The following is a 19,122-nucleotide window of genomic DNA, read 5'->3' on the forward strand; positions in this document are numbered from 1 at the left end:
TAAGCTAAGCTCAGCTTTTGCTAAAAAATACCGATAGATTGTTTATCGGTATTTTTTTAGGCTGAAACTTCTGCTCATCTTGCTCATTAACCCAAAGTCACTCTTTACTGCTATGCTTAAATTCATTAGACCGTAAATTTAAGCCTTTAATGTATAGAGATAAACGTCAATGAAATCTATGAACCAACAAATGGCTGAGCACTATTTATTAGCTAAACCAGCAAGCTCACTTTATTATCCATTTGGCGATGACGTTAGCGTTTTCAAGGTCAAAAACAAACTGTTTGCAACGATTTCTCATGGTTCAAACGCTAAAAGTGCCAAGGTTGCAGAAGACGCTAAAGGCCACTTTTGGATGAACCTAAAATGTGACCCAGATGAGGCAGAGATATTACGTGATATTTTTCCAGGCATCATTCCCGGCTATCATATGAATAAATCTAATTGGAATACTATTATCTTAGATGGCTCAATTCCTCAGGGCGAGCTAGAGAGAATGATGGATAATTCTTATTTACTAGTGGTCAGTAAAATGACCAAGAAAGATCAGCAGTCAATTCTAATCCAGCTTTAGCCGCTATGGCAATATTGATCATAAACCTAGCTATTCGCTTAAAAGCGTTATCTGTTAATTTAACTGTTTGAACTAATCAATTTACTATGTGCAACCCTTAGCAGTGTGGTTACGCCATTTTGTATATACATACTCTGGGCTTTTTTGATATGAGCAAGGTTACCAGAGGATACACATCTCCACTCATCCATTACATGGAGATGGAGATACCAGACAGTTTTACTCTTCATAGATGTTCCTTAATGGCTGTAGCTGAATACTAGCTAAAGGATAATAGAGAGGAGCATCTTTTGACAAACGAGATATTTTAAGGTGATAGGTTAGTAAAATTCAACTATGAATTTTACTGAAGTTGATCTTTAATCTTCGTATCACCGTAATGATAGCTATACTCAAGTTGGAGAATTATTATGATGAATACATTAACTAACAGTAATCAAGCAACTATACCTACTATTATTGGTGTCGCTGAATCGACTCATTATTTGGTTGGCGCGGTTGATTCTCTCAATAACTTTATTGGTCTAACCCAATCTAGAGATGTTGCTGTGATGGGATCTTTAGTTGAAGCTAAAAATTATCTTCGAGATAATAATATATTTAACGCTGCACTAGAGTATCAAACAGCTTATGATGAAATGTGTGGCACCAGCAGTAGCAATGGTCGATGCAGCCAAATGATTAAGTTTTAACTGATGAAGGATAGACAATTAACGCTAAGAGATTTTTTAGAAATCTATGACCATATCACCAAAGAGGGTACTAAACTCGATGGTGTTTATCAGTATTCTGGTATTAAAGCTTGGCATGACTTTGATGGATATACATGTTGGTTAGGTTATAAAGACTTAACAATAACCTTGTTATTCCATGGCAGATTTTCGATTGAATATGATAATAAAGTGACGCTTGAATCTTTTCATAAAATAGCTGACGGTTTTACTAAAAAATAATCACCTTTAATAAATAATCCCAATAAAAACTGCAAATCTCATTGCAGTTTTTTTTATTGTTTTTAACTTCAATAGTTAAATCAAAAAGTAACCTGGAATAACTAACTTTTAACGGCCATTACTGTCAGCTACCAATTAATAGACTTGCCCTGCCAATCAAGATAACTCAAGGTATGATCAATAGGAGTATCAGCAACAATAGTTAGCAATTGTTTGGCAACAAATTCACTGGTAAAAAGTTTATCTGCAGGGACATTCTTTTGAAAAGGTTTAGACAACGGCGTATCTGTAGTACCGGGATGAAAAGAAATTAGCTTTATATTCTTTGCTCTTCTTGCAAACTCAATAGATGCAGTTTTAAGCATCATATTTAATGCTGCTTTCGATGCCCTATAGCTATACCACCCGCCTAATTTGTTATCATTTATACTGCCGACCCGGGCACTAAAAACAATAAATTTACAGGGTGACTTCCTTGTCAGTATTGGTGTCAACTTCTGAACCCATAACATTGGGGTTAATGTATTTGCGCTAATAACTTGCTCAAATGCTTGTGCATCGAAGTCTTCTAGACGTTTTTCTGGTTGAAATTTATCACTATGCAGTATGCCGTTACAGACAAAGACTTGGCTTATGGGTAACTCACTATGCGCAACTAATTCTGCTATAGCATTGTCTATTGATTGCGGTTGGTAATCTTTAACCGTAATTTTTTTAGTTTTAAGGCTGTTTTGCTGCTCAACAGTGTCTTTCTCGTCAATGGCTTGTCGACTAATAAGAATAAGGCCAGTATCAGCTAAAGAAGCTACTTGGGTGGCAATTGCTTTGCCAATGTCGCTATTTGCGCCAATGATCAGTGTTAGTTGATTTATCATAACAAGTTCCTGAATTACAGTTTGCTGTTTTTATGCCAAAAACCTTGGCGAGAAGTGCTGAAATTTGATGACGGTATTTAGCCAGTCCTAAGTAAACCCAGTGGCTTAGTGTTTTAAATACTGGCCAATTAAGTGGAGCTACCCAAAAGCCTTTACCAACAAGTGTCCAAGCCCTATGTGTGACTTCTAAACCGAGCAGAACTTTACCATTATAAGTCGCGTGTAATATTTTCATAGCGGCTGAAAAATCAATTGCAGGGTATAGACTTGAAAAATTTTCTTGATGTATATCGACCAAAAGTATGATGTTGTCTTGATCATGCCTTTTTAGGTGGATCATTTCAGTTGCACACATTGGACAGTTGCCATCATAGAATATAGTTAGCATGAATTTTCCTAAAAGTTATTGGGTGGCTACATAAATGAACCACAAATAATAAGCACTGGTATGCAGTGAGAGAACAATAAAAGTTAGCCAAAAACGCATTCTCATGTAAGCTAAATCAACATCGTTTATTTGCTCTGTTATCGCTAATTTTTTTTCATATAAAAATAAAAATATAAAGCTGAACGACAATACTATCAAGGCCAAATCACCGGGCATCAGTAAAGTGGTAAAAGCGATTAAGCTTAATAAATTACTAATAATTTGCTGTGTTAGCCGAGTATTGTCTTCGGCTTTACGCCACAATGTGCCAGCAATAAAACTGACTATAATAGCGCTATAGGCTATAAAAGCTTGTTGTGCCCACACAGAAGAGTCTTCTAGCACAACACTTAAATATAAAAAACCTGCAAAAGGTAATAGACCAAGATAGCCAAGTAACTGCCAACTTTTCATTTTTGTCCCTAGAGTTCAGTGAAGCTTATTTAGATTTCAAATGAATTACCGTCAAACGTATGGCCATCAAGTGAAATTTCTCCAGGTTGAGTTTCTGGCTTAGCATAACTCAATCGTGATAAGCGTTGACTGTTGTGGTAGCTATCTAGTCCTGATATGGCAACCGTACCCAATGATTCGATATCAATATAGCCATCGGCTTTAATAGCAACTTCATCACAAAGAATATCAGTGATTTCACCTATTACTAATTGGGTACCATTAAGTTCGATTGGCACTATCTCACGCAGTTTCAAGGCGTACTTTAAGTGACTTTCTTTAACAAAAGGGGCATTGATACCATCAACGTTATAAGGCGTTAAACCGGTTTGCTCAAATTCTGATTGGTCGGCATTATAACGCGCTGATGTTTGATGGGCCGCTTGCCAAAAACTTTCATTAACTTGATTTATGGTGAATTGTTTCGTCTGCAGAATGTTTTCTAAAGTATGACGTTCTACAATGTCTGGGCGAGTAATAAAACCAACTAGAGCAGGCGAAGCACCTAAATGGACAACAGAGCTAAATATCGCTAAATTGTTATGGTTTTGCTTGTTGCGTGTACCTATGAGGTTAGCACTTTTAAATCCGGATAAACTATTGATCAGTTGAGCCCGGTAGCGTGCATCCATCTTTAACAATTGGTCATGGCTCAAGTGTTTCATTTTAGGTTTACCCGATAATATAATTGATGGTTAACTATACGTAGTTTAGGCCAAGGTCGATCACCTCGCTGAGATATTTTAATTATTGTACCTAGCTAAAAGTAAAGACAAGGCTGCACTTTACTCTTTGTTATAATTAATATTATTTTTAATAACCGTATTATTAAATTAACACTGAATAAATAGAGTTATGATAAATGTATAACAAGCTGTTACTCGGTTAATTTCATCGGAGGTTTAAACCTCATTGCACTTTTAAACGTATACTCGATATGATAAAAATCCAGTGAGAATCACCCAATGATACAAAGCATTTATAAAGCCTTAATATTAATTTTAGTTTTTCCAGCTTTTTACGTCTTTTCAGAGCAGGATACAGTCGTATCTGTTGAGCGAAAGAAAGCCGAAGGTTTTTTATACGGCGTAGGTATCAGTGTTAATAAAGAGATATATAAGGGATATAACACCCGAGTAATGCCTTTACCTTTATTGGGATATCAAGGAGAAAACTTATCGGTATTTGGACCATTTATTAATTATAAGTTAATAAATGCGAATCGATTAACTCTCTCCGCAAAATTATCCCCAAGATTCCAAGGGTTTGATGAATCTGATAGTGCTATTTTCGAAGGGATGAGAAAAAGAAAAAGTTCATTTGATGTCGGCTTTGGTGTTGATTATCAACAAAATGATTGGAAAATCGGCTTTTCTTCGATGTTTGATGCACTAAATCGCTCAAATGGTTTTGAGATAAAATCAACGATTGGTCATGTTTTTAGGTATGGGCCAATATTTTTCGAACCCTCAATTTCACTCAGTTTCTTAGATAAACATCATGTTGATTACTATTATGGTGTTTCTAAAGACGAAGTGAATCAAAATAGGGGGGCTTACCTTGGTCACAGTGGCGTTAATAAAAATCTTGGATTTTCAATCGCGACCCCTATTTTTTTTGGCGGATATACCCGCTTAAATCTCGAATACACTTGGTTTGATAAAAGTATTACTGACAGTCCTCTAGTTGAAGACAAAAGCAGTTTACAGTTGCTTTTAGTGTTTACGAAAAACTTCTAGCAGCACCATCAAGCTATACTAATTCGTAAGCTTTTAATCCTTTTTTTGTAGTAAAACCATATTCATTGAGCCAGCTAATCGCTTTATCTTGATCAGAAAATATTCGCCTCTCAAAGTTACTGCGTGTTTCAATTGCCATTTTATCGAGGTACATTTTTTTCATCATTGATTCATTGGCGACTTGTGCTGATTTTTCTAAACCATTTAAAATACAAAAAGCGGCTAAATCATCAACAACAGGGACAATTTCAGGAACACTTATTTGCCAGTCATCTAAGAAGACTAAATGCGCCCATTTTTGTATTTTTAACAATTTCACTTGCGCTATAAATGCTTGTGAAAAATTTTCCGCACACTCTTTATTCCAGGAACCCGTTAAGCGCGCGATAATTATATTATTGCTCACGTGTAATTTGAATTCACCATGAGGTGCAAAATAATCATTCATTGATAATCCCCCCTGCTATTCCAAAGCTAATCTGCAGTTAATACCAAAATTATTTTTAGTATAGCGTTTATTTTTAACTTTTCACTTTATATATTTGATATCCATACTGTTTGATAAGGTGACAAAGTAAGCTCTTGGTTTAATTCTGTTATTTTTACTGCGGTAATAAGTTCAAACCATGATTCGGTAATAATTAAGTTCAGCTCACTCAAGGGTAATACTACCGGTTGATCAGAAATATTACTCACACAAAACATGCTTTGTTTTCGGTCTTTACTTTGTCGCCAAAAGCCAAACAATTGCAAACCTAAATGCAGGGTAAATTGCGTTGCGTTAGGATGAAAGGCGGGTTGTTTAATTCTTAACGCCAATAAAGATTTTAATGATGAAAGCACTTTTGCATGGTGTAAGTTACTGTCATTAAGCGCTTCTTCTAAAGCTTCTACATGCCAGCGACGCCTGTTAATTGCACGGTTATGATGGGTATTTGCTAATTTTTGATAATCATTTTGTGTGCCTAGCATGCTGTGAATGTAGATACCTGGTATGCCTTCGAGGGCAAACATAATGGCATGTGCACAAATAAAACGCTCAAAATTCCACTGATCTTTACCTCGCACTGTGCCTTGCATTGCATCATAAAGTGATATGTTCATTTCATAGGCTTTTTGTTGGCCGGTATCTGTAGTGCGCCAAGATATTTTTCCACCGAAATTTTCTACTGCCTGTACTAAGTTATCTAGCTCAGCTTCATCTAATAATCCTTCTGCCGGACGTAAACCAATACCGTCATGTGATGCAATAAAGTTAAAGTACATAGTGCCATCTTGCGCAGGAGGCATACTCATTAGCCAGCGTTTAAGGTATAAACAGTTACCTGTTAGCAAGGTATTTAATAACAACGGCGGTAATGAAAAATTATAAATCCCATGGGCTTCATTGGCATTACCAAAATAAGTGAGGTTCTGCGTATTGGGGATATTGGTTTCAGTGATAATAACAGCATCTTGTTTAGCTGACTCGATAAGCGTCCTTAATAACCTGACCACCTCGTGAGTTTGCGGTAAGTTAATACTGGGTGTTCCTACTACTTTCCACAAAAACGCGATGGCATCTAGACGAAATATTTTTACACCCATATCAAGGTATTGTTTAATAATAGAAGCGAAAGCTTTTAAAACTTCAGGATTACGAAAGTCAAAATCAACTTGGTCATGACTGAATGTGCACCAAACAAATTGTTTGCCTTTGCCAGTTTCAATTTCCTTTAAGAGGGGCGATGTCCTTGGTCTCACAACGGCTGACAAGTCATCATCAGCAAGAGCCGTAAAAAAATAATCGCTGCCTTGTCCTTCACCTTTAATGAAATTGTCAAACCATGCACTTCTGCTTGAACAATGATTGATGACGAGATCAGACATTAAACGATAATGTTCACTTATCTGGCCAATATCTTGCCAAGTACCTAACGACTCATTTACCGATGAATAATCGATAACTGAAAAACCATCATCAGAACTATAAGGAAAAAAAGGTAAGATATGCACGCTGTTAACCGTATTGCTAACGTTAGTGTCTAAAAAAGTCTTCAACGTTTTGAGTGGTGCTTCATCAGCCTTAACGATACTATCGCCATAGGTTATCAAGATAATATCTTCTTCTGACCAATGGTTTGAGAAAGGCTTCGCCGCCATTGTTTCTTTAGATAACCCCATAATATCAAGCAGAGATTGGGCAATATCACTTACTGGCTTTTCAAGCTGGACATCGTGATAGATAGTCGAAAGCTGCTGAACTAACTTTTCTTTTAAATTACCCTGCAATTTAGGTGTTAACTGATTATCTTGCGTTGGCATGTGGCACCTTTTTTTATAATGCTTGTCTGAATTCTTCGTTATCTAACTCTACCGCTTCTTTTAGTTGCGATAAAATATCAGGTATGGCGCTAACTACTCTATTCCAAGAAGGAATAAAAGGCGTATCCATGGGTTGATCTAAGAAGGTATTGCCCGCGGTTAATATATTCTGTGCGAACATCTCAACTGCTTTTTCTTCATTATGAATATCAAGTTTAAGGCCATTCATCATGGCATCATTTCGATAAGTTTCGACATAATCCAACGCAATACGATAGTAAGTCGCTTTTAATGTTCTGAATTTTTCTGCCGTGAACGTTTCACCTTGGGTAGCAAGTTTACGAATAAAAGCTTTACTGATATCAATCGACATTTTTGATAAACCACCATCAGTATTATCCAAAGATAAATCTTGATGCTTATGATCGTAGGTCGCGGCAATATCAACTTGGCATAAACGGTTAGGCGAATAGTTGCGATACATTTCTGAGAGCACACCAATTTCAAGGCCCCAATCACTAGGAATACGAATATCGTTTAATACATCTCGACGGAAAGAAAATTCACCGGCTAAAGGATATAAAAAACTGTCCATGTATTCTAAATAGTCACAATGACCGACTGTTTTTTTCAACGCTTTAATTAGCGGTGTTACTAATAGACGGGATACACGGCCATTTATTTTTCCACCGGCAACTCGTGCATAAAAACCTTTAGCAAACTCGTAATTAAACATAGGGTTAGCAACAGGATAAAGTAGTCTATCTAGTAGTTCACGTTCGTAGGTCAAAATATCACAATCATGTAGGGCAATTGACTCCGCTTTACCCGAAGCTAAAATATAGCCCATGCAATACCAAACATTACGGCCTTTACCCAACTCTTTGGGGGCTAACCCTAGGGCATGTAATTTTGCATCTATCGCTTGTAATCTTGGACCGTCATTCCATAATACTCGGTGATGTTGTGGCAGTTGACCAAAGAAAGTTAAGGCGTGTTTATATTGTTCAAGATCGGCACGGTCAAGACCAATAACTATTTCTGATAAATATTCGACACCTTTAATTTTATTAATAATGTCGGGCAAGGCTTTGCCTTCTAATTCAGAAAATAATGAAGGTAAAATAAGCCCTAAAGAGCGCTTTTTAGAGAAGGCTAGTATTTCAGCTGCCATATCTGCTGGTTCACGCTGTGCTAAGTTATGTAGCGTGGTTACTGTACCGTTTTGATAAAAATCAGCCATGGTTTACCTCTTATATAATAGTAGAAGATGAAAGTAGTTGCTTTGCTAGCAAAGTTTGTAGTGCTTGAGCCCAACCCTCAGGACCATAATCTTGAGTACGAGTCGTTTTAAATTGGCGATAGAGTTTGGGGAAGTTATGAACGGGTGAACGAATTTGTACCGCGATATCTGCGGCTTCTAGCATTGGGCTATCATTTTCACCATCACCCAAGGCGATGGTCAGAATTGCAGGGTTATTAAAGTTTTCTCGATATTGCTCTGTTAGCCAAATTAGGGCTTGGCCTTTATCGCAGTAGCCACCGACATGAATGAACCGACCACCTTGAACAACATTGGCTCCTAGATCAATAAGATGCTCTATAAAGCTATTTTTGCTGACCTCATCACCGAACCATTGAATGGGTTCACCATATTGTCTTTGTTGAGCGCGCTTAGCTTCTGTTAACGACAGCCCTGTTATTTCGGTAAGGTCAGCAGCAGACATAGTAGAAAAACCTTGATAATACTTTTTAAATTCATCAGTTTTTTCAGCTAATAAAGTTAACCAATGCTGCCTAGGTAAACAGAAAGATTTTACCCAATAGTCTCCAACAATTTCAGTGTCAGCAGGTTGTGCTGAAAAAGTAGCTATAGGTATATAAATAGCGGCACCATTTTCAATAATAAAGGGGGTATCTAGTTTGAGTTCACGATGAATAATGGCTAATTCAGCTAGGGTTTTACTGGTATTTAAAATAACCGGAATATTTGCACATTTTAATTGCGCAAGTGTTTTATCTGCGGGCCTTGATTGATAAGTGAAGTGATCGAGTAAGGTTCCATCTAAGTCACTAAAAACAAGTGTTCTTAATGAGCTCATCGTACTTCCTTTAGAGGCACATCTTTGATTTGGCGAGCATAATCTAAGTAAAATATTGCGTCAGCAGATTGTGCGATAGTCGTGCAGCTCTGTACGCTAAGTCTCTGAAAATATTGGGTGAAGTTTAATATTTCTTCAGGAGACATTACCTTTGAATTAGCTAAGTTGATGTTTCTAGCTTGTAATTTTTGTTCTTGCTCTAATCGCCATTTATAAACACAGTCAAATGATGGTGCTTGCAGTGCTAACCAAAAATCCATGTTTTTGTACAAGGGAACATAAGCCTCGCTCAGTTGTTGATTAACGTAATTTCGCCATTCACCTTTAGCGTCATACTGCAATTCAAGTTCATTAATAGCTGACCTTAGTTGTTCTTCAGTTTGAGGCTTTACCCCCCAACACCATCCTTCTAATAAAATAATATCTATTGGTTTATCAACCACAGTCCAATGCTCTTTTGGATAGGGTTCATCGGTAGCCTTATTGAATCTAGGGATAGAAAATCCCGTTTTTTTAGCTTTTAATTGCAAAAGTACGTGCTCAAGAGTCGCGATATCATGGGTGCCTGGCACACCTCTTGTTGCTAATAATGGGTGAATATTTTCTGCAAGCTGCTGACGTTTTTTACCTGTTAGGTAAAAATCATCTAAAGACATCACCACCACATTAAGAGGGTATTGAGTTGTTAAATATTCAGCGAGAAAGTCTGTTAATGTTGACTTTCCACTACCTTGGCAGCCATTGATACCGACAAAGTACGGTGTGTTGTGTTTTTTGAATTGCCCCAATATTCGCTCAGCAAGTGGTTGATAATGCAGTCTAACGGTGTCGCTGAATTCATCAGGTAGTTTGTGTTGTTCAATAAAAGCAGAGAGCATAATTTTCACTGTAGATAATTATTCATTATTATCAGAGCTTCAAGTCTTATGCCAGATCATTAGTAAACAGTGCTTTGCTACTAATTTATTGTAATAAAAGGTTTTTATTTGAGGTTAGTGTTTTTTTGAAATGATGAGTAACCGAGGGAATTGCACTGATGTGATTAAGCGCCCCGTTTTGGTGCGGTAAAAATCAAGGGTGAAGTAGTGAGTTAATATGTCGTGCTTCAAAATATTTTGACGACAACGTTGAAGGAAATAAAGAAGTATGGGTATATAAATAGATAAGAATAAACCTTGGGTAAATAGCTAAAATTGGCAAAAAACAGTAACGGTTAATTGCTGTCTCTTGCACAAGTCTCAACAAAGTTACACTAGCTCGATGGCGTTAACTTATCTCTCAACTCATTAAGCGCTGCAACTGAAAAACCGTCATCATAAAAATAAACAATGATGCCATTTTTATCTAACAGTAATACTCGCGCGTTATTAGGGCTTTCATTTCCAGTGAAAGCTTGAACTTTATCACCGTCTTCATAAATTGTAATCACCCCTTTCCAAAGAGGTTTTGGAATACCAGCACGCATACCATTGTCGATAAAAGTACTAAACATTTTTGGGAACAATCCCTGAATAGTCGGGAGCTCATAGACATCGACTTTAGTTTCAGTCATATCTAAACCGATTAACCATCTATCGATATCGAACTGTGAATTCTGTTTGTAGCCTACTAATAATAAAGTAAATTCTTTGTTGAAATCGGCTGGAATATTGACTGTGTTTTCTTCTAATGTTTGTCCGGTAACCGCTGGAAAAGCTTTACCTGTGACTGATTGATTTGTATATTTTGTGCTACAACCTGAGGCAAGGCTGATAAACAATATCAATAAAAAAATGCGCATATATTTTTACTCGTTGGTTATTATTTTAAATTAAATCTAACACTACATACGTTAGAGTATTAATTTTAGCTCATTTTTAGTGATTTTGATCTTAACAAGTTTATTTTGCGTATTTAAAAGGCGATATAGAATACTTAAGTGGAATTTATTGATGCGATTTATTTTAATTTTATGTTTGTTTTTCAGTGCTTATGCCAGTGGTAACAATATTAATAACCAGGCCAATGATAATTCAAGTGGCAATAAGAAGGCTTATATGATTGATTTTTCAAAGCAAGAAAACGGACGCTGGCGGATAACCAATGATGGCGTTATGGGCGGCTTATCAAACGGGGAAATGATATTTGCTCAAGATCATGGTATTTTTAGCGGTAGCATCTCTCTAGACAATAATGGCGGCTTTAGTTCGGTTTTTCGTGCTGTCGATAATCTTCCACAATCTTATAAGAAACTTGTTATTAACACCGAAGGTGACGGGCAAGCCTATCAATTAAGGCTAATTATTTATGTAAATGGCTACCGGTTAGCTTATAAACATGACTTTAAAACCGTCGCTAATAAGCGTGAAAATCATATCTTCGAGCTTGCAGACTTTAAAGCAACTTTTCGTGGAAGGGCTATACCAAATGCGCCTTTACTTAACTCAGAAGATATTAAAGAAGTCGGATTTTTAATGACTAAAAAAGTCCCTGGGCAATTTTCATTATCGATATTTACACTGTCTTTTTTGAAACAATAACTTATACACTAAGGTAAAGATGAATAAAATTAATCCCAAAGCCCTCATCAATAGTAAGTGGACTAAAGTTGATATTACCAATAAAGAAAAACACTTTATTATCACTAAGGTGGAGTTTGACGAAGAACAAAAAGTAATTGCCTGTGTTATCGAAGCGGTGATGACTCATAATGAATACACCATAGATTGGCGGGATCTAAAAGTCAGTGATCAATGGCGGGTCGGCTGGAAATAAATTTACAATTAAGTCACTATGAGCCGATTTGAGTGTTTGCTTATCGCTAAAAAATTCATAGGCTAAGTGAGTTTTTATAGTCAATGTTATAAAATAAATTTACGAATCGATTTTTTAATTAATTGACTCCTTTGAGTGTCAAACGAATGTTTGTTTTGGCAAAGATATAAGGTTTCACTGACCGGTATCTCCAATGTGTGTACTTTTATCAGGCTTTGCTCAGGGAAAGCGTTTACCGCATGTAGGGGTAATACGGTAAAACCTAATCCTTGGCTAACGGGCAATAAAATCAAACTTATTTGATTAGAAAATCCTTTGTGCTTAAATTGACTTGTATGTTCAAATTCAAGGTAATTTTTACTCAATAATTGTTGTGCATGATGTTCTGAGTCAGGGTGGCTGATAAAACCTATAGAAGTAAGCACCTGCCAGTTGATACTTGTGATATCACTTGACGTCACTAAAACCAAAGGCTCAATGGCTATTTTTTTGTAGGCTAACTGTGGGCTCCTATTTAACTCAGTGAGTATCCCCAGGTCAATTTTTCGCTCAATTAAATTTTGCTCTATATTTTTATTGGGTGCAAAGGTGTAATCGATAATAAGCGCCGGATAGCGTTGCTGCATATCAAGCATCTTTGGGTATAGTTTTAAGCCGACACTGCCAGGTGTACTTATTTTAATGACACCGATAAAAGCATCATCTTGTTTAATTGAAGCTTCGATATCAGCAGATGTGTCTAATAAATCTTGTCCTTGTTGGCGTAATTTAATACCCGCATCGGTCAATGAGAAAGACTTACCCTCCCGCGTTAATAATAAAATGTCCAACTGCGCTTCAAGTTTTTTTATATGCTGGCTTACGCCTGATTGCGTCATAAAAAGAATTTCCGCTGTTTGGGTAAAATGTCCAACGTCAGCAAGCGTGCAAAATGTTTTTAACCAAATAAGATTTATCATAACAAAATGTACTCATTTATATTACAAATGATAATTTTATATACTTTATAAAGTTCACTATACTTTGTCTATCAAATTTAACGAGGTAATAAAAATGAGTAAAGCATATCCAAGAACTTTTTCCCATATCGGTATTTCAGTCCCTAATTTAGAGGCTGCTGTTGAATTTTATACTGGCGTTTTAGGTTGGTATGAAATAATGAAACCAACAGAAATCATTGAAGATGATAGCCCCATTGGCGCTATGTGTACCGACGTATTTGGTGCTAATTGGGGTAAATTTAAAATAGCCCACATGTCGACAGGCGACCGCATCGGCGTTGAGCTATTCGAATTTGCTAATCAAGAAAATCCAGAAGACAACTTTGAATACTGGAAAACAGGCGTGTTTCATTTTTGTGTGCAAGATCCTAATCTTGAAGAACTGGTGGAAAAAATTGTCGAAGCAGGTGGTAAAAAACGTATGGCAGAGCCGCGTTACTACTATCCCGGTGAAAAGCCCTATCGTATGATTTACATGGAAGACCCTTTTGGTAATATATTAGAAATATACAGCCACAGCTATGAATTAACCTATGCGGCCGGCGCTTACTAATTTAAAGTCATAGCTTATTAACACTGATGATTTAATAACCCAATAGAAAGTCATTTTCTCTTGGGTTATATCAAGATAACTTTAGCGCTTAATCCTGTCTCCTGTCTCCTGTCTCTGCACTATGCAAGCTTACCCACTGAATAAATATTGGCTAAATAACGATTATGTCGCAAGCATAATGCCTATTATTAATTTTCAACTACAATTAAACTTTCTGTAATATCATCAACAGTTAAGGTTTATTAGTGAGTAAAAAGAAACCATTACCCGTTACTTCAACGTCAAAGGATAATTTATCCGTAGACGTTAAGATGTTAACGGAAGTGTTAAATAACGTTGGCACTTGTATATTCACTAAAGATATTCATGGTTGCTATACCTATGTAAACCAGGCTGTACTGGATTTATTTAATATTAACTCAACAGATATCATTGGCTTTGATGATAGTCATTTCTTTGATTTAGCGTTATCTCAGCAACTAAAAGAAAATGATCGAAAGGTTATTAAAGAGGCTATAACTGTAGAAAATGAAGAAACAAACTTCATCAAATCCCTACAAGAAACCCGGATATATAAAACGGTTAAAAAACCCTTGTTCGATGATGCTAACAATGTCATCGGTATTTGTGGTGTATCAACAGATATAACAGCAGAAAAAAAGCTCCAAAAAATAATTAAAGCACAGAAAAAATTACTTCATACGGTACTTGATAATGTTGATGCTTATATTTACATGAAAGATAATGAGCGAACATTTAAATATGTAAACAGTAAAGTTGCTGAATTATTTGGTACGTCAGCAGAAAATATTATTGGTAAGAAAGACACTGAGGTTTTACCACTTGATGTTGCTGAGCATTTTAACCAATCTGATCAAAAAGTTTTTGATACGGGCGAAAAACAAACCATAGAAGAAACCTCAGCAGATGAACAAGGTAATGTACGTTACTATATTAGTACAAAAATTCCTTATCAACACCAAGGTGAACTTCCAACGTTAATTGGATTTTCTACCGACGTCAGTGAATTGTATGCGTTAAAAGAAGAATTTAGAAAACAAGCAAATACCGATTCATTAACTAAGCTGTATAACCGCCGCTATTTTATTGATCATGCTGAACGAGAGTTTCATCGTGCTAAAAGGCACCTTCGCATTCTATCCTTGATTGCTATTGATATTGACCACTTTAAAGATATCAATGATAGCTATGGCCATCCGATAGGGGATAAGGTGCTAATGTCAGTGGCTCAATGTTTACTTCCTTGTCTTCGACAAGAAGATATTTTAGCCCGTATTGGCGGTGAAGAATTTTCAATATTGCTCCCTGAAACTACATTGCAGTCAGCAAAGGTTGTCGCAGAGCGTATTCGACTTAATCAAAGTAATCTAATTATAAAAGGTGAGTGGCAGGGCGAAATTAAAGTAACTGTTAGTATCGGTGTTACTTGTATAAGATTTGCAGATGATAACTTTGATGATTTCTTTACCCGCGCTGACCGAGCATTATATCAAGCGAAAGACTTGGGTCGTGATCAGGTTTTTTGTTGGTAAATATTATTGCTCGAAATAATTCGTTCAACGCCTTAAGATAAAAACTGACTGTGAATTTCGCTATCAAATAAATTCTTAATCAGTAAGGCAAATTCTTTAATGAATGTTTTTTGCTCGTTAGTGACTTTGTTGTTAATAACGCCAGAGAGAATCTCTTCTAAATCATAAACAATAGCATCAACTTCTCGAATAATAGTATTGCGCTGATTAAAAGACAACGCTTCGTTCTGGCTGCAAATACTGATGATTTGTTCACTTAATTCTTGTTCAATAACGCTCATAACGGTATCTGAATCAGCACTTACTGAGGAGGAATTTTCAAATAAACTGAAATGCTCAGTCAAGTATTCGATAATATGGATGTAACCTTCAGTATCTGTAACCATTAAAAATGTAACCTTTATAAAAAAATATACCATACCTCTTATGTAGGCGTTTGATCAAGGTTGGTCTCTGCTATTTTTTCGTTATTTATAAAAACAATTTAGATTGAAATATGTCTATTAATTAGTCTTTTTTTTTATTGAAAAAGATATATTGTTGCAAACATTACTGTACGAATAAACAGAGATTTATATAAATATCAGGTGGTTAGCTTCGTCTGTAAAAGTTCAAAATAACTTTGACCTAAAGGCTTGTAATATCTCCATATTCAGGCAGTATCAAGGGGTTGTTAATTAAACGAACGATTTGTTTAAAAGTTAACCTCATGATTTTAAATAATTAAAATTATAAGTTCAGGGAGAAATACTAATAATGAAAAATTCTAATTTAAAGCGAAACTTTAAACGCTCAATTGCAGCTATCGCTGTAACGACTGTTCTAGGTATGAGTACAGCATTTGCAGATACCGGTGGTCTAAAATTCCAAGTAACTGATGCAGAGGGTAAACCTGTAGCGGGTGCCGTTGTAAATGTAAGCACTTCTGAAAGTTTAGTTAGCCGCAAAGGTGTAACTGATAAAAATGGTTACTTAAGATTATCAGGTTTAGACCCATCAACTAAATATGAAGTTGAAATAACAGGTAATGGTTTTGAACCTTTTTCACGTGATAAGGTGCGTGTAGTGTCAGGTAAAAGCTTTGATGTAAATTACATCTTATCTGGTATTGGGGATAATATCGAAGTGATTTCAGTGAGAGGCTCTGTTGCAACCATTGATACTAGCTCAACGACATCAGGTATTGATTTAACTTTAGAAATGCTTGAATCTTTGCCTACTGCGCGTAATTATCAAGCATACTTACAATTAGCACCAGGTACTAAACCTTCTACAGGTGGAAACCCTTCCTCTAAATCAGGTGTTAACTATAGTGATAGTGGTGGCAGTGTAGGGGTATCTACAGATAACGTTTATTATATTGATAATATTAATGTTACCGATAATAACACAGGTACATTTGGTGCAAACTTTAACTCCGAAATTATTCAAGAACAACAAATACTGACGGGTGGTATTCCTGCTGAGTTTGCCGGTGGTGCAGGTTTAGTCTCTCGCGTTATTACTAAGTCAGGCAGTAATGAATTTCATGGTTCTGTTAACTACTACCTGCAAAATGATGGCTTAGTTGCTGATAACAAAAATGAAGATGCAAATAGTTTTTCAACCTTTGATACGGCTTTTACGCTTGGTGGTCCAATCATCAAAGATGAATTATGGTTCTTTACTTCTTATCAAGTCAAAGACCTTGAAGAAGATGTTGCTGATCCAGAAACGGGTGCACTACAACGCACGATTACTAATGAAGCTGATTTAGGTTTTGCTAAATTAACTTGGCAAGCAACTCAAAATGATCGTTTTGTTGTTTCGTACTTTAACGATCCAACAGAAATAAGTGGTTCAGCTGATGCGTCACTCTTTAATAATCGAGATAGAGCTCGAAAACAAGGTGGTGATAATCTGCATTTTGAATACTCTCATACATGGGATGATTTAATTGTTACTGCAGAATATGCTTCACATGAAGGAGAGCTGTCTAGTTTAGCCGCAGACCAATCTTCAAGAAATGATGTGGCTTATTTAGGGGGGAACCCTACGGGTCGTGATCTTTCACTCGGTGGACTCGGTTCTGACTCTATTACCAGTCGTGATGGCACTGAAATGAAAATTACTGCCGAATATTATTTAGATACGAGTGATTTTGGCTCTCATGTTATTAAAACCGGTTACTCACAAACTAAAAGTACCTTTAAAACCAGCCTAGAATATACTGGTGACGGCGCGCAATACACATCAATTCCAGGTCAAAATTCAGGTGCAACTTTTGGTAGCTATGTTAGCGATAGCTGGACAGGAACTACCGATATTTCTGATTCAGACAGTGACGTAGATGGCATTCTAGATGCGATGGTAGCAACTGATAGCGCATACTATTTAGGCCTGTTAGATTCTGATAATGATGGTGCAATTAGTCGTGCAGAATTAGATGAGATGACTTTTAATAGTTCTACGGGTAATCCAAATGGTTTAAATAATGTTTATCGCATTAATATGACCCAAACAGCTCCGGTTGAAATGTCAATTGAAGGTCAAGTATTCTTTATTCAAGATGAATGGAGCAATGATGATGGTATTTCGGTAAATATTGGCATACGTTCGGAAAAATATGAGCATATTTCATCTGCAGGCGATACGATTCAAACGTTCGACTGGGAAATTGCTCCTCGCTTAAGTGCTGCATGGGACATTAATAACGATGGGGAAAGTAAAGTCTTTGCTTTTGTTGGTCGCTACTATGATCCGATTCGTACCGACATGACAAGTTTTGCGGGTAATCTGACGGGCCCTGTTCGTGAAGAGCAAGTTTTTGCTGGTGACCGCTGGCTAACATTCCGTACACGTGGTGGTCAAAAGGGTGGTCAAGATGCCTTTTTCGCTCCCAGTATTAAAACGCCCTACACGGACGAGTTATTAATTGGTTATACGCAAGCCTTATCTGACGATATGAGTATTGATCTTACTTACACTAAGCGTGTAACCAAAGATATCATGGAAGATTATGACCTAGGAACTTTCTCAGATCCAAATAATGAAGCATTAGTAAATTCACCCTTTTACTTACCTTATTCATACTTTGGATATTCAGAAGCTCCTGAATCAAACTTTGTTATCGGCACACTGTCTGGTGCAAAACGTGAATATCAAGGTCTTGAGGCAACTTTCCGTAAACGCCGTACAGACAATTGGTCAATGCTTGCGTCCTTTACTTATAACGATGCGCAAGGTAATTCAAACTCAGATGGCAACGCTGATTACCAAGGTGATGTATTAGAGTTAGATCCAGCCGCACCTAATATGTGGGGTGATCAACCGGGTAATATTAAATACTTAGCGAAACTGGCAGGTAGTTATTATTTTGATAATGGCATTGAAGTTGGTGCTGTTTACAACTGGAACTCGGGGACACTTTATAGTACTAACTACGCTCGCGGTAGTCGTCACTTCCCGTTACGTGAAGATAATGCTTATGATTTTGGCGGTATTTCTTCACGTTGGGTTCAAGATGGTGTGGTCGCAGCTAACACTAGTGCTTCCTATGGTACTTTAGATCTTCGTGTTAAATATGTTTATGATTTTGATGAATACAAAGCAGAATTTTTTGTAGATATGTTTAATGTCTTGGATGATCAAGCAGGTGTACGTGAACAAGATCTTAAAGCGGGTGACGGTATTTATGCCTTTGGTGAAGCTATTGAATGGGTTCAACCTAGAAGACTATACTTAGGTGCGCGTCTTTCTTTCTAATTAAATGATAACTTAATAAAAATGCCAGCATCTTGCTGGCATTTTTTTTATATATCTAGATACCTCAGTTATTAACTAGGTTTATTTCAT

General features: G+C 36.6%; 21 protein-coding genes. 9 read left to right on the plus strand and 12 right to left on the minus strand.

Annotated elements, in window-relative coordinates:
• Positions 1 to 178 precede the first annotated feature (178 nt).
• The 3 genes from H4J62_RS02945 to H4J62_RS02955 all read left to right on the plus strand — a co-directional run bounded on the left by H4J62_RS02945 (position 179) and on the right by H4J62_RS02955 (position 1,527).
• Positions 179 to 574, plus strand: coding sequence for an MmcQ/YjbR family DNA-binding protein (locus H4J62_RS02945; protein ID WP_182213896.1), 396 nt, complete (start codon positions 179 to 181; stop codon positions 572 to 574).
• 410 nt (positions 575 to 984) lie between these two features.
• The gene (locus H4J62_RS02950) at positions 985 to 1,266 is read left to right on the plus strand and encodes a DUF6482 family protein (protein ID WP_259364960.1); all 282 of its coding nucleotides are present in this window, start codon (positions 985 to 987) and stop codon (positions 1,264 to 1,266) included.
• 3 nt (positions 1,267 to 1,269) lie between these two features.
• On the plus strand, positions 1,270 to 1,527 hold the full coding sequence (locus H4J62_RS02955; RefSeq protein ID WP_182213831.1) for a DUF3081 family protein: 258 nt from the start codon (positions 1,270 to 1,272) through the stop codon (positions 1,525 to 1,527).
• A gap of 128 nt (positions 1,528 to 1,655) precedes the next feature.
• On the opposite strand, the gene H4J62_RS02960 is transcribed toward H4J62_RS02955, so the two are convergent.
• Genes H4J62_RS02960 through H4J62_RS02975 form a run of 4 tightly spaced genes read right to left on the minus strand, consistent with a single transcriptional unit; the run spans position 1,656 to position 3,947 of the window.
• Positions 1,656 to 2,402 carry an SDR family NAD(P)-dependent oxidoreductase gene (locus tag H4J62_RS02960; protein WP_182213829.1) on the minus strand — a complete coding sequence of 249 codons (747 nt, stop codon included), beginning with the start codon at positions 2,400 to 2,402 and terminating at the stop codon, positions 1,656 to 1,658.
• On the minus strand, positions 2,365 to 2,790 hold the full coding sequence (locus tag H4J62_RS02965; RefSeq protein ID WP_182213827.1) for a thiol-disulfide oxidoreductase DCC family protein: 426 nt from the start codon (positions 2,788 to 2,790) through the stop codon (positions 2,365 to 2,367). The genes H4J62_RS02960 and H4J62_RS02965 overlap by 38 nt, the downstream gene beginning before the upstream one ends.
• Positions 2,791 to 2,805: 15 nt before the next feature.
• Positions 2,806 to 3,243, minus strand: coding sequence for a DUF3429 domain-containing protein (locus H4J62_RS02970; RefSeq protein WP_182213825.1), 438 nt, complete (start codon positions 3,241 to 3,243; stop codon positions 2,806 to 2,808).
• A 29-nt stretch (positions 3,244 to 3,272) separates the two neighbouring features.
• Positions 3,273 to 3,947: a flavin reductase family protein gene (locus tag H4J62_RS02975; protein ID WP_182213824.1), complete on the minus strand. Its 675-nt coding sequence runs from the start codon at positions 3,945 to 3,947 to the stop codon at positions 3,273 to 3,275.
• 300 nt (positions 3,948 to 4,247) lie between these two features.
• On the opposite strand from H4J62_RS02975, the gene H4J62_RS02980 reads away from it, so the two are divergent.
• Positions 4,248 to 5,021 (plus strand): MipA/OmpV family protein, encoded by a 774-nt coding sequence (locus H4J62_RS02980; protein WP_182213822.1) that lies wholly within the window; start codon positions 4,248 to 4,250, stop codon positions 5,019 to 5,021.
• Positions 5,022 to 5,034: 13 nt separating this feature from the next.
• On the opposite strand, the gene H4J62_RS02985 is transcribed toward H4J62_RS02980, so the two are convergent.
• From H4J62_RS02985 to H4J62_RS03010, 6 genes are all read right to left on the minus strand, one after another.
• Positions 5,035 to 5,469, minus strand: a complete 435-nt coding sequence (locus H4J62_RS02985; protein WP_182213821.1) for a hypothetical protein — start codon at positions 5,467 to 5,469, stop codon at positions 5,035 to 5,037.
• 86 nt (positions 5,470 to 5,555) lie between these two features.
• On the minus strand, positions 5,556 to 7,325 hold the full coding sequence (locus tag H4J62_RS02990; RefSeq protein WP_182213819.1) for an alpha-amylase family glycosyl hydrolase: 1,770 nt from the start codon (positions 7,323 to 7,325) through the stop codon (positions 5,556 to 5,558).
• 13 nt (positions 7,326 to 7,338) lie between these two features.
• Positions 7,339 to 8,568: a glycosyl transferase gene (locus tag H4J62_RS02995; RefSeq protein WP_182213817.1), complete on the minus strand. Its 1,230-nt coding sequence runs from the start codon at positions 8,566 to 8,568 to the stop codon at positions 7,339 to 7,341.
• 10 nt (positions 8,569 to 8,578) lie between these two features.
• Positions 8,579 to 9,427: a mannosyl-3-phosphoglycerate phosphatase gene (locus tag H4J62_RS03000; protein WP_182213815.1), complete on the minus strand. Its 849-nt coding sequence runs from the start codon at positions 9,425 to 9,427 to the stop codon at positions 8,579 to 8,581.
• The gene (locus tag H4J62_RS03005) at positions 9,424 to 10,305 is read right to left on the minus strand and encodes a kinase (RefSeq protein ID WP_182213813.1); all 882 of its coding nucleotides are present in this window, start codon (positions 10,303 to 10,305) and stop codon (positions 9,424 to 9,426) included. Before H4J62_RS03005 ends, H4J62_RS03000 begins: the two co-directional genes overlap by 4 nt.
• A gap of 374 nt (positions 10,306 to 10,679) precedes the next feature.
• Positions 10,680 to 11,207, minus strand: a complete 528-nt coding sequence (locus H4J62_RS03010; protein WP_182213811.1) for a hypothetical protein — start codon at positions 11,205 to 11,207, stop codon at positions 10,680 to 10,682.
• Positions 11,208 to 11,358: 151 nt separating this feature from the next.
• On the opposite strand from H4J62_RS03010, the gene H4J62_RS03015 reads away from it, so the two are divergent.
• Both H4J62_RS03015 and H4J62_RS03020 read left to right on the plus strand, forming a co-directional pair.
• Positions 11,359 to 11,946, plus strand: a complete 588-nt coding sequence (locus H4J62_RS03015) for a CIA30 family protein (protein ID WP_259364801.1) — start codon at positions 11,359 to 11,361, stop codon at positions 11,944 to 11,946.
• 19 nt (positions 11,947 to 11,965) lie between these two features.
• Positions 11,966 to 12,181 carry a TIGR02450 family Trp-rich protein gene (locus tag H4J62_RS03020; protein ID WP_182213809.1) on the plus strand — a complete coding sequence of 72 codons (216 nt, stop codon included), beginning with the start codon at positions 11,966 to 11,968 and terminating at the stop codon, positions 12,179 to 12,181.
• Between the two features lie 86 nt (positions 12,182 to 12,267).
• Here H4J62_RS03020 and H4J62_RS03025 read toward each other — a convergent pair whose 3' ends face one another.
• Positions 12,268 to 13,140: a LysR family transcriptional regulator gene (locus H4J62_RS03025; RefSeq protein WP_182213807.1), complete on the minus strand. Its 873-nt coding sequence runs from the start codon at positions 13,138 to 13,140 to the stop codon at positions 12,268 to 12,270.
• 94 nt (positions 13,141 to 13,234) lie between these two features.
• Between H4J62_RS03025 and H4J62_RS03030 the strand changes: the two genes are divergently transcribed.
• On the plus strand, positions 13,235 to 13,735 hold the full coding sequence (locus tag H4J62_RS03030) for a lactoylglutathione lyase family protein (RefSeq protein ID WP_070375692.1): 501 nt from the start codon (positions 13,235 to 13,237) through the stop codon (positions 13,733 to 13,735).
• 245 nt (positions 13,736 to 13,980) lie between these two features.
• Positions 13,981 to 15,288: a GGDEF domain-containing protein gene (locus tag H4J62_RS03035; protein WP_310733532.1), complete on the plus strand. Its 1,308-nt coding sequence runs from the start codon at positions 13,981 to 13,983 to the stop codon at positions 15,286 to 15,288.
• Between the two features lie 32 nt (positions 15,289 to 15,320).
• Here the strand turns inward: H4J62_RS03035 and H4J62_RS03040 are convergent, their stop codons facing one another.
• Positions 15,321 to 15,674 carry a DUF3802 family protein gene (locus tag H4J62_RS03040; protein ID WP_182213806.1) on the minus strand — a complete coding sequence of 118 codons (354 nt, stop codon included), beginning with the start codon at positions 15,672 to 15,674 and terminating at the stop codon, positions 15,321 to 15,323.
• Positions 15,675 to 16,044: 370 nt separating this feature from the next.
• Here H4J62_RS03040 and H4J62_RS03045 point away from each other — a divergent pair, with 370 nt between their 5' ends.
• Positions 16,045 to 19,032 (plus strand): TonB-dependent receptor, encoded by a 2,988-nt coding sequence (locus H4J62_RS03045; RefSeq protein WP_182213804.1) that lies wholly within the window; start codon positions 16,045 to 16,047, stop codon positions 19,030 to 19,032.
• Positions 19,033 to 19,122: the final 90 nt, after the last annotated feature.

Origin of the sequence: Colwellia sp. BRX8-5 (genome assembly GCF_014077325.1) — a bacterium.
In the GTDB taxonomy this organism is placed as follows: domain Bacteria; phylum Pseudomonadota; class Gammaproteobacteria; order Enterobacterales; family Alteromonadaceae; genus Colwellia_A.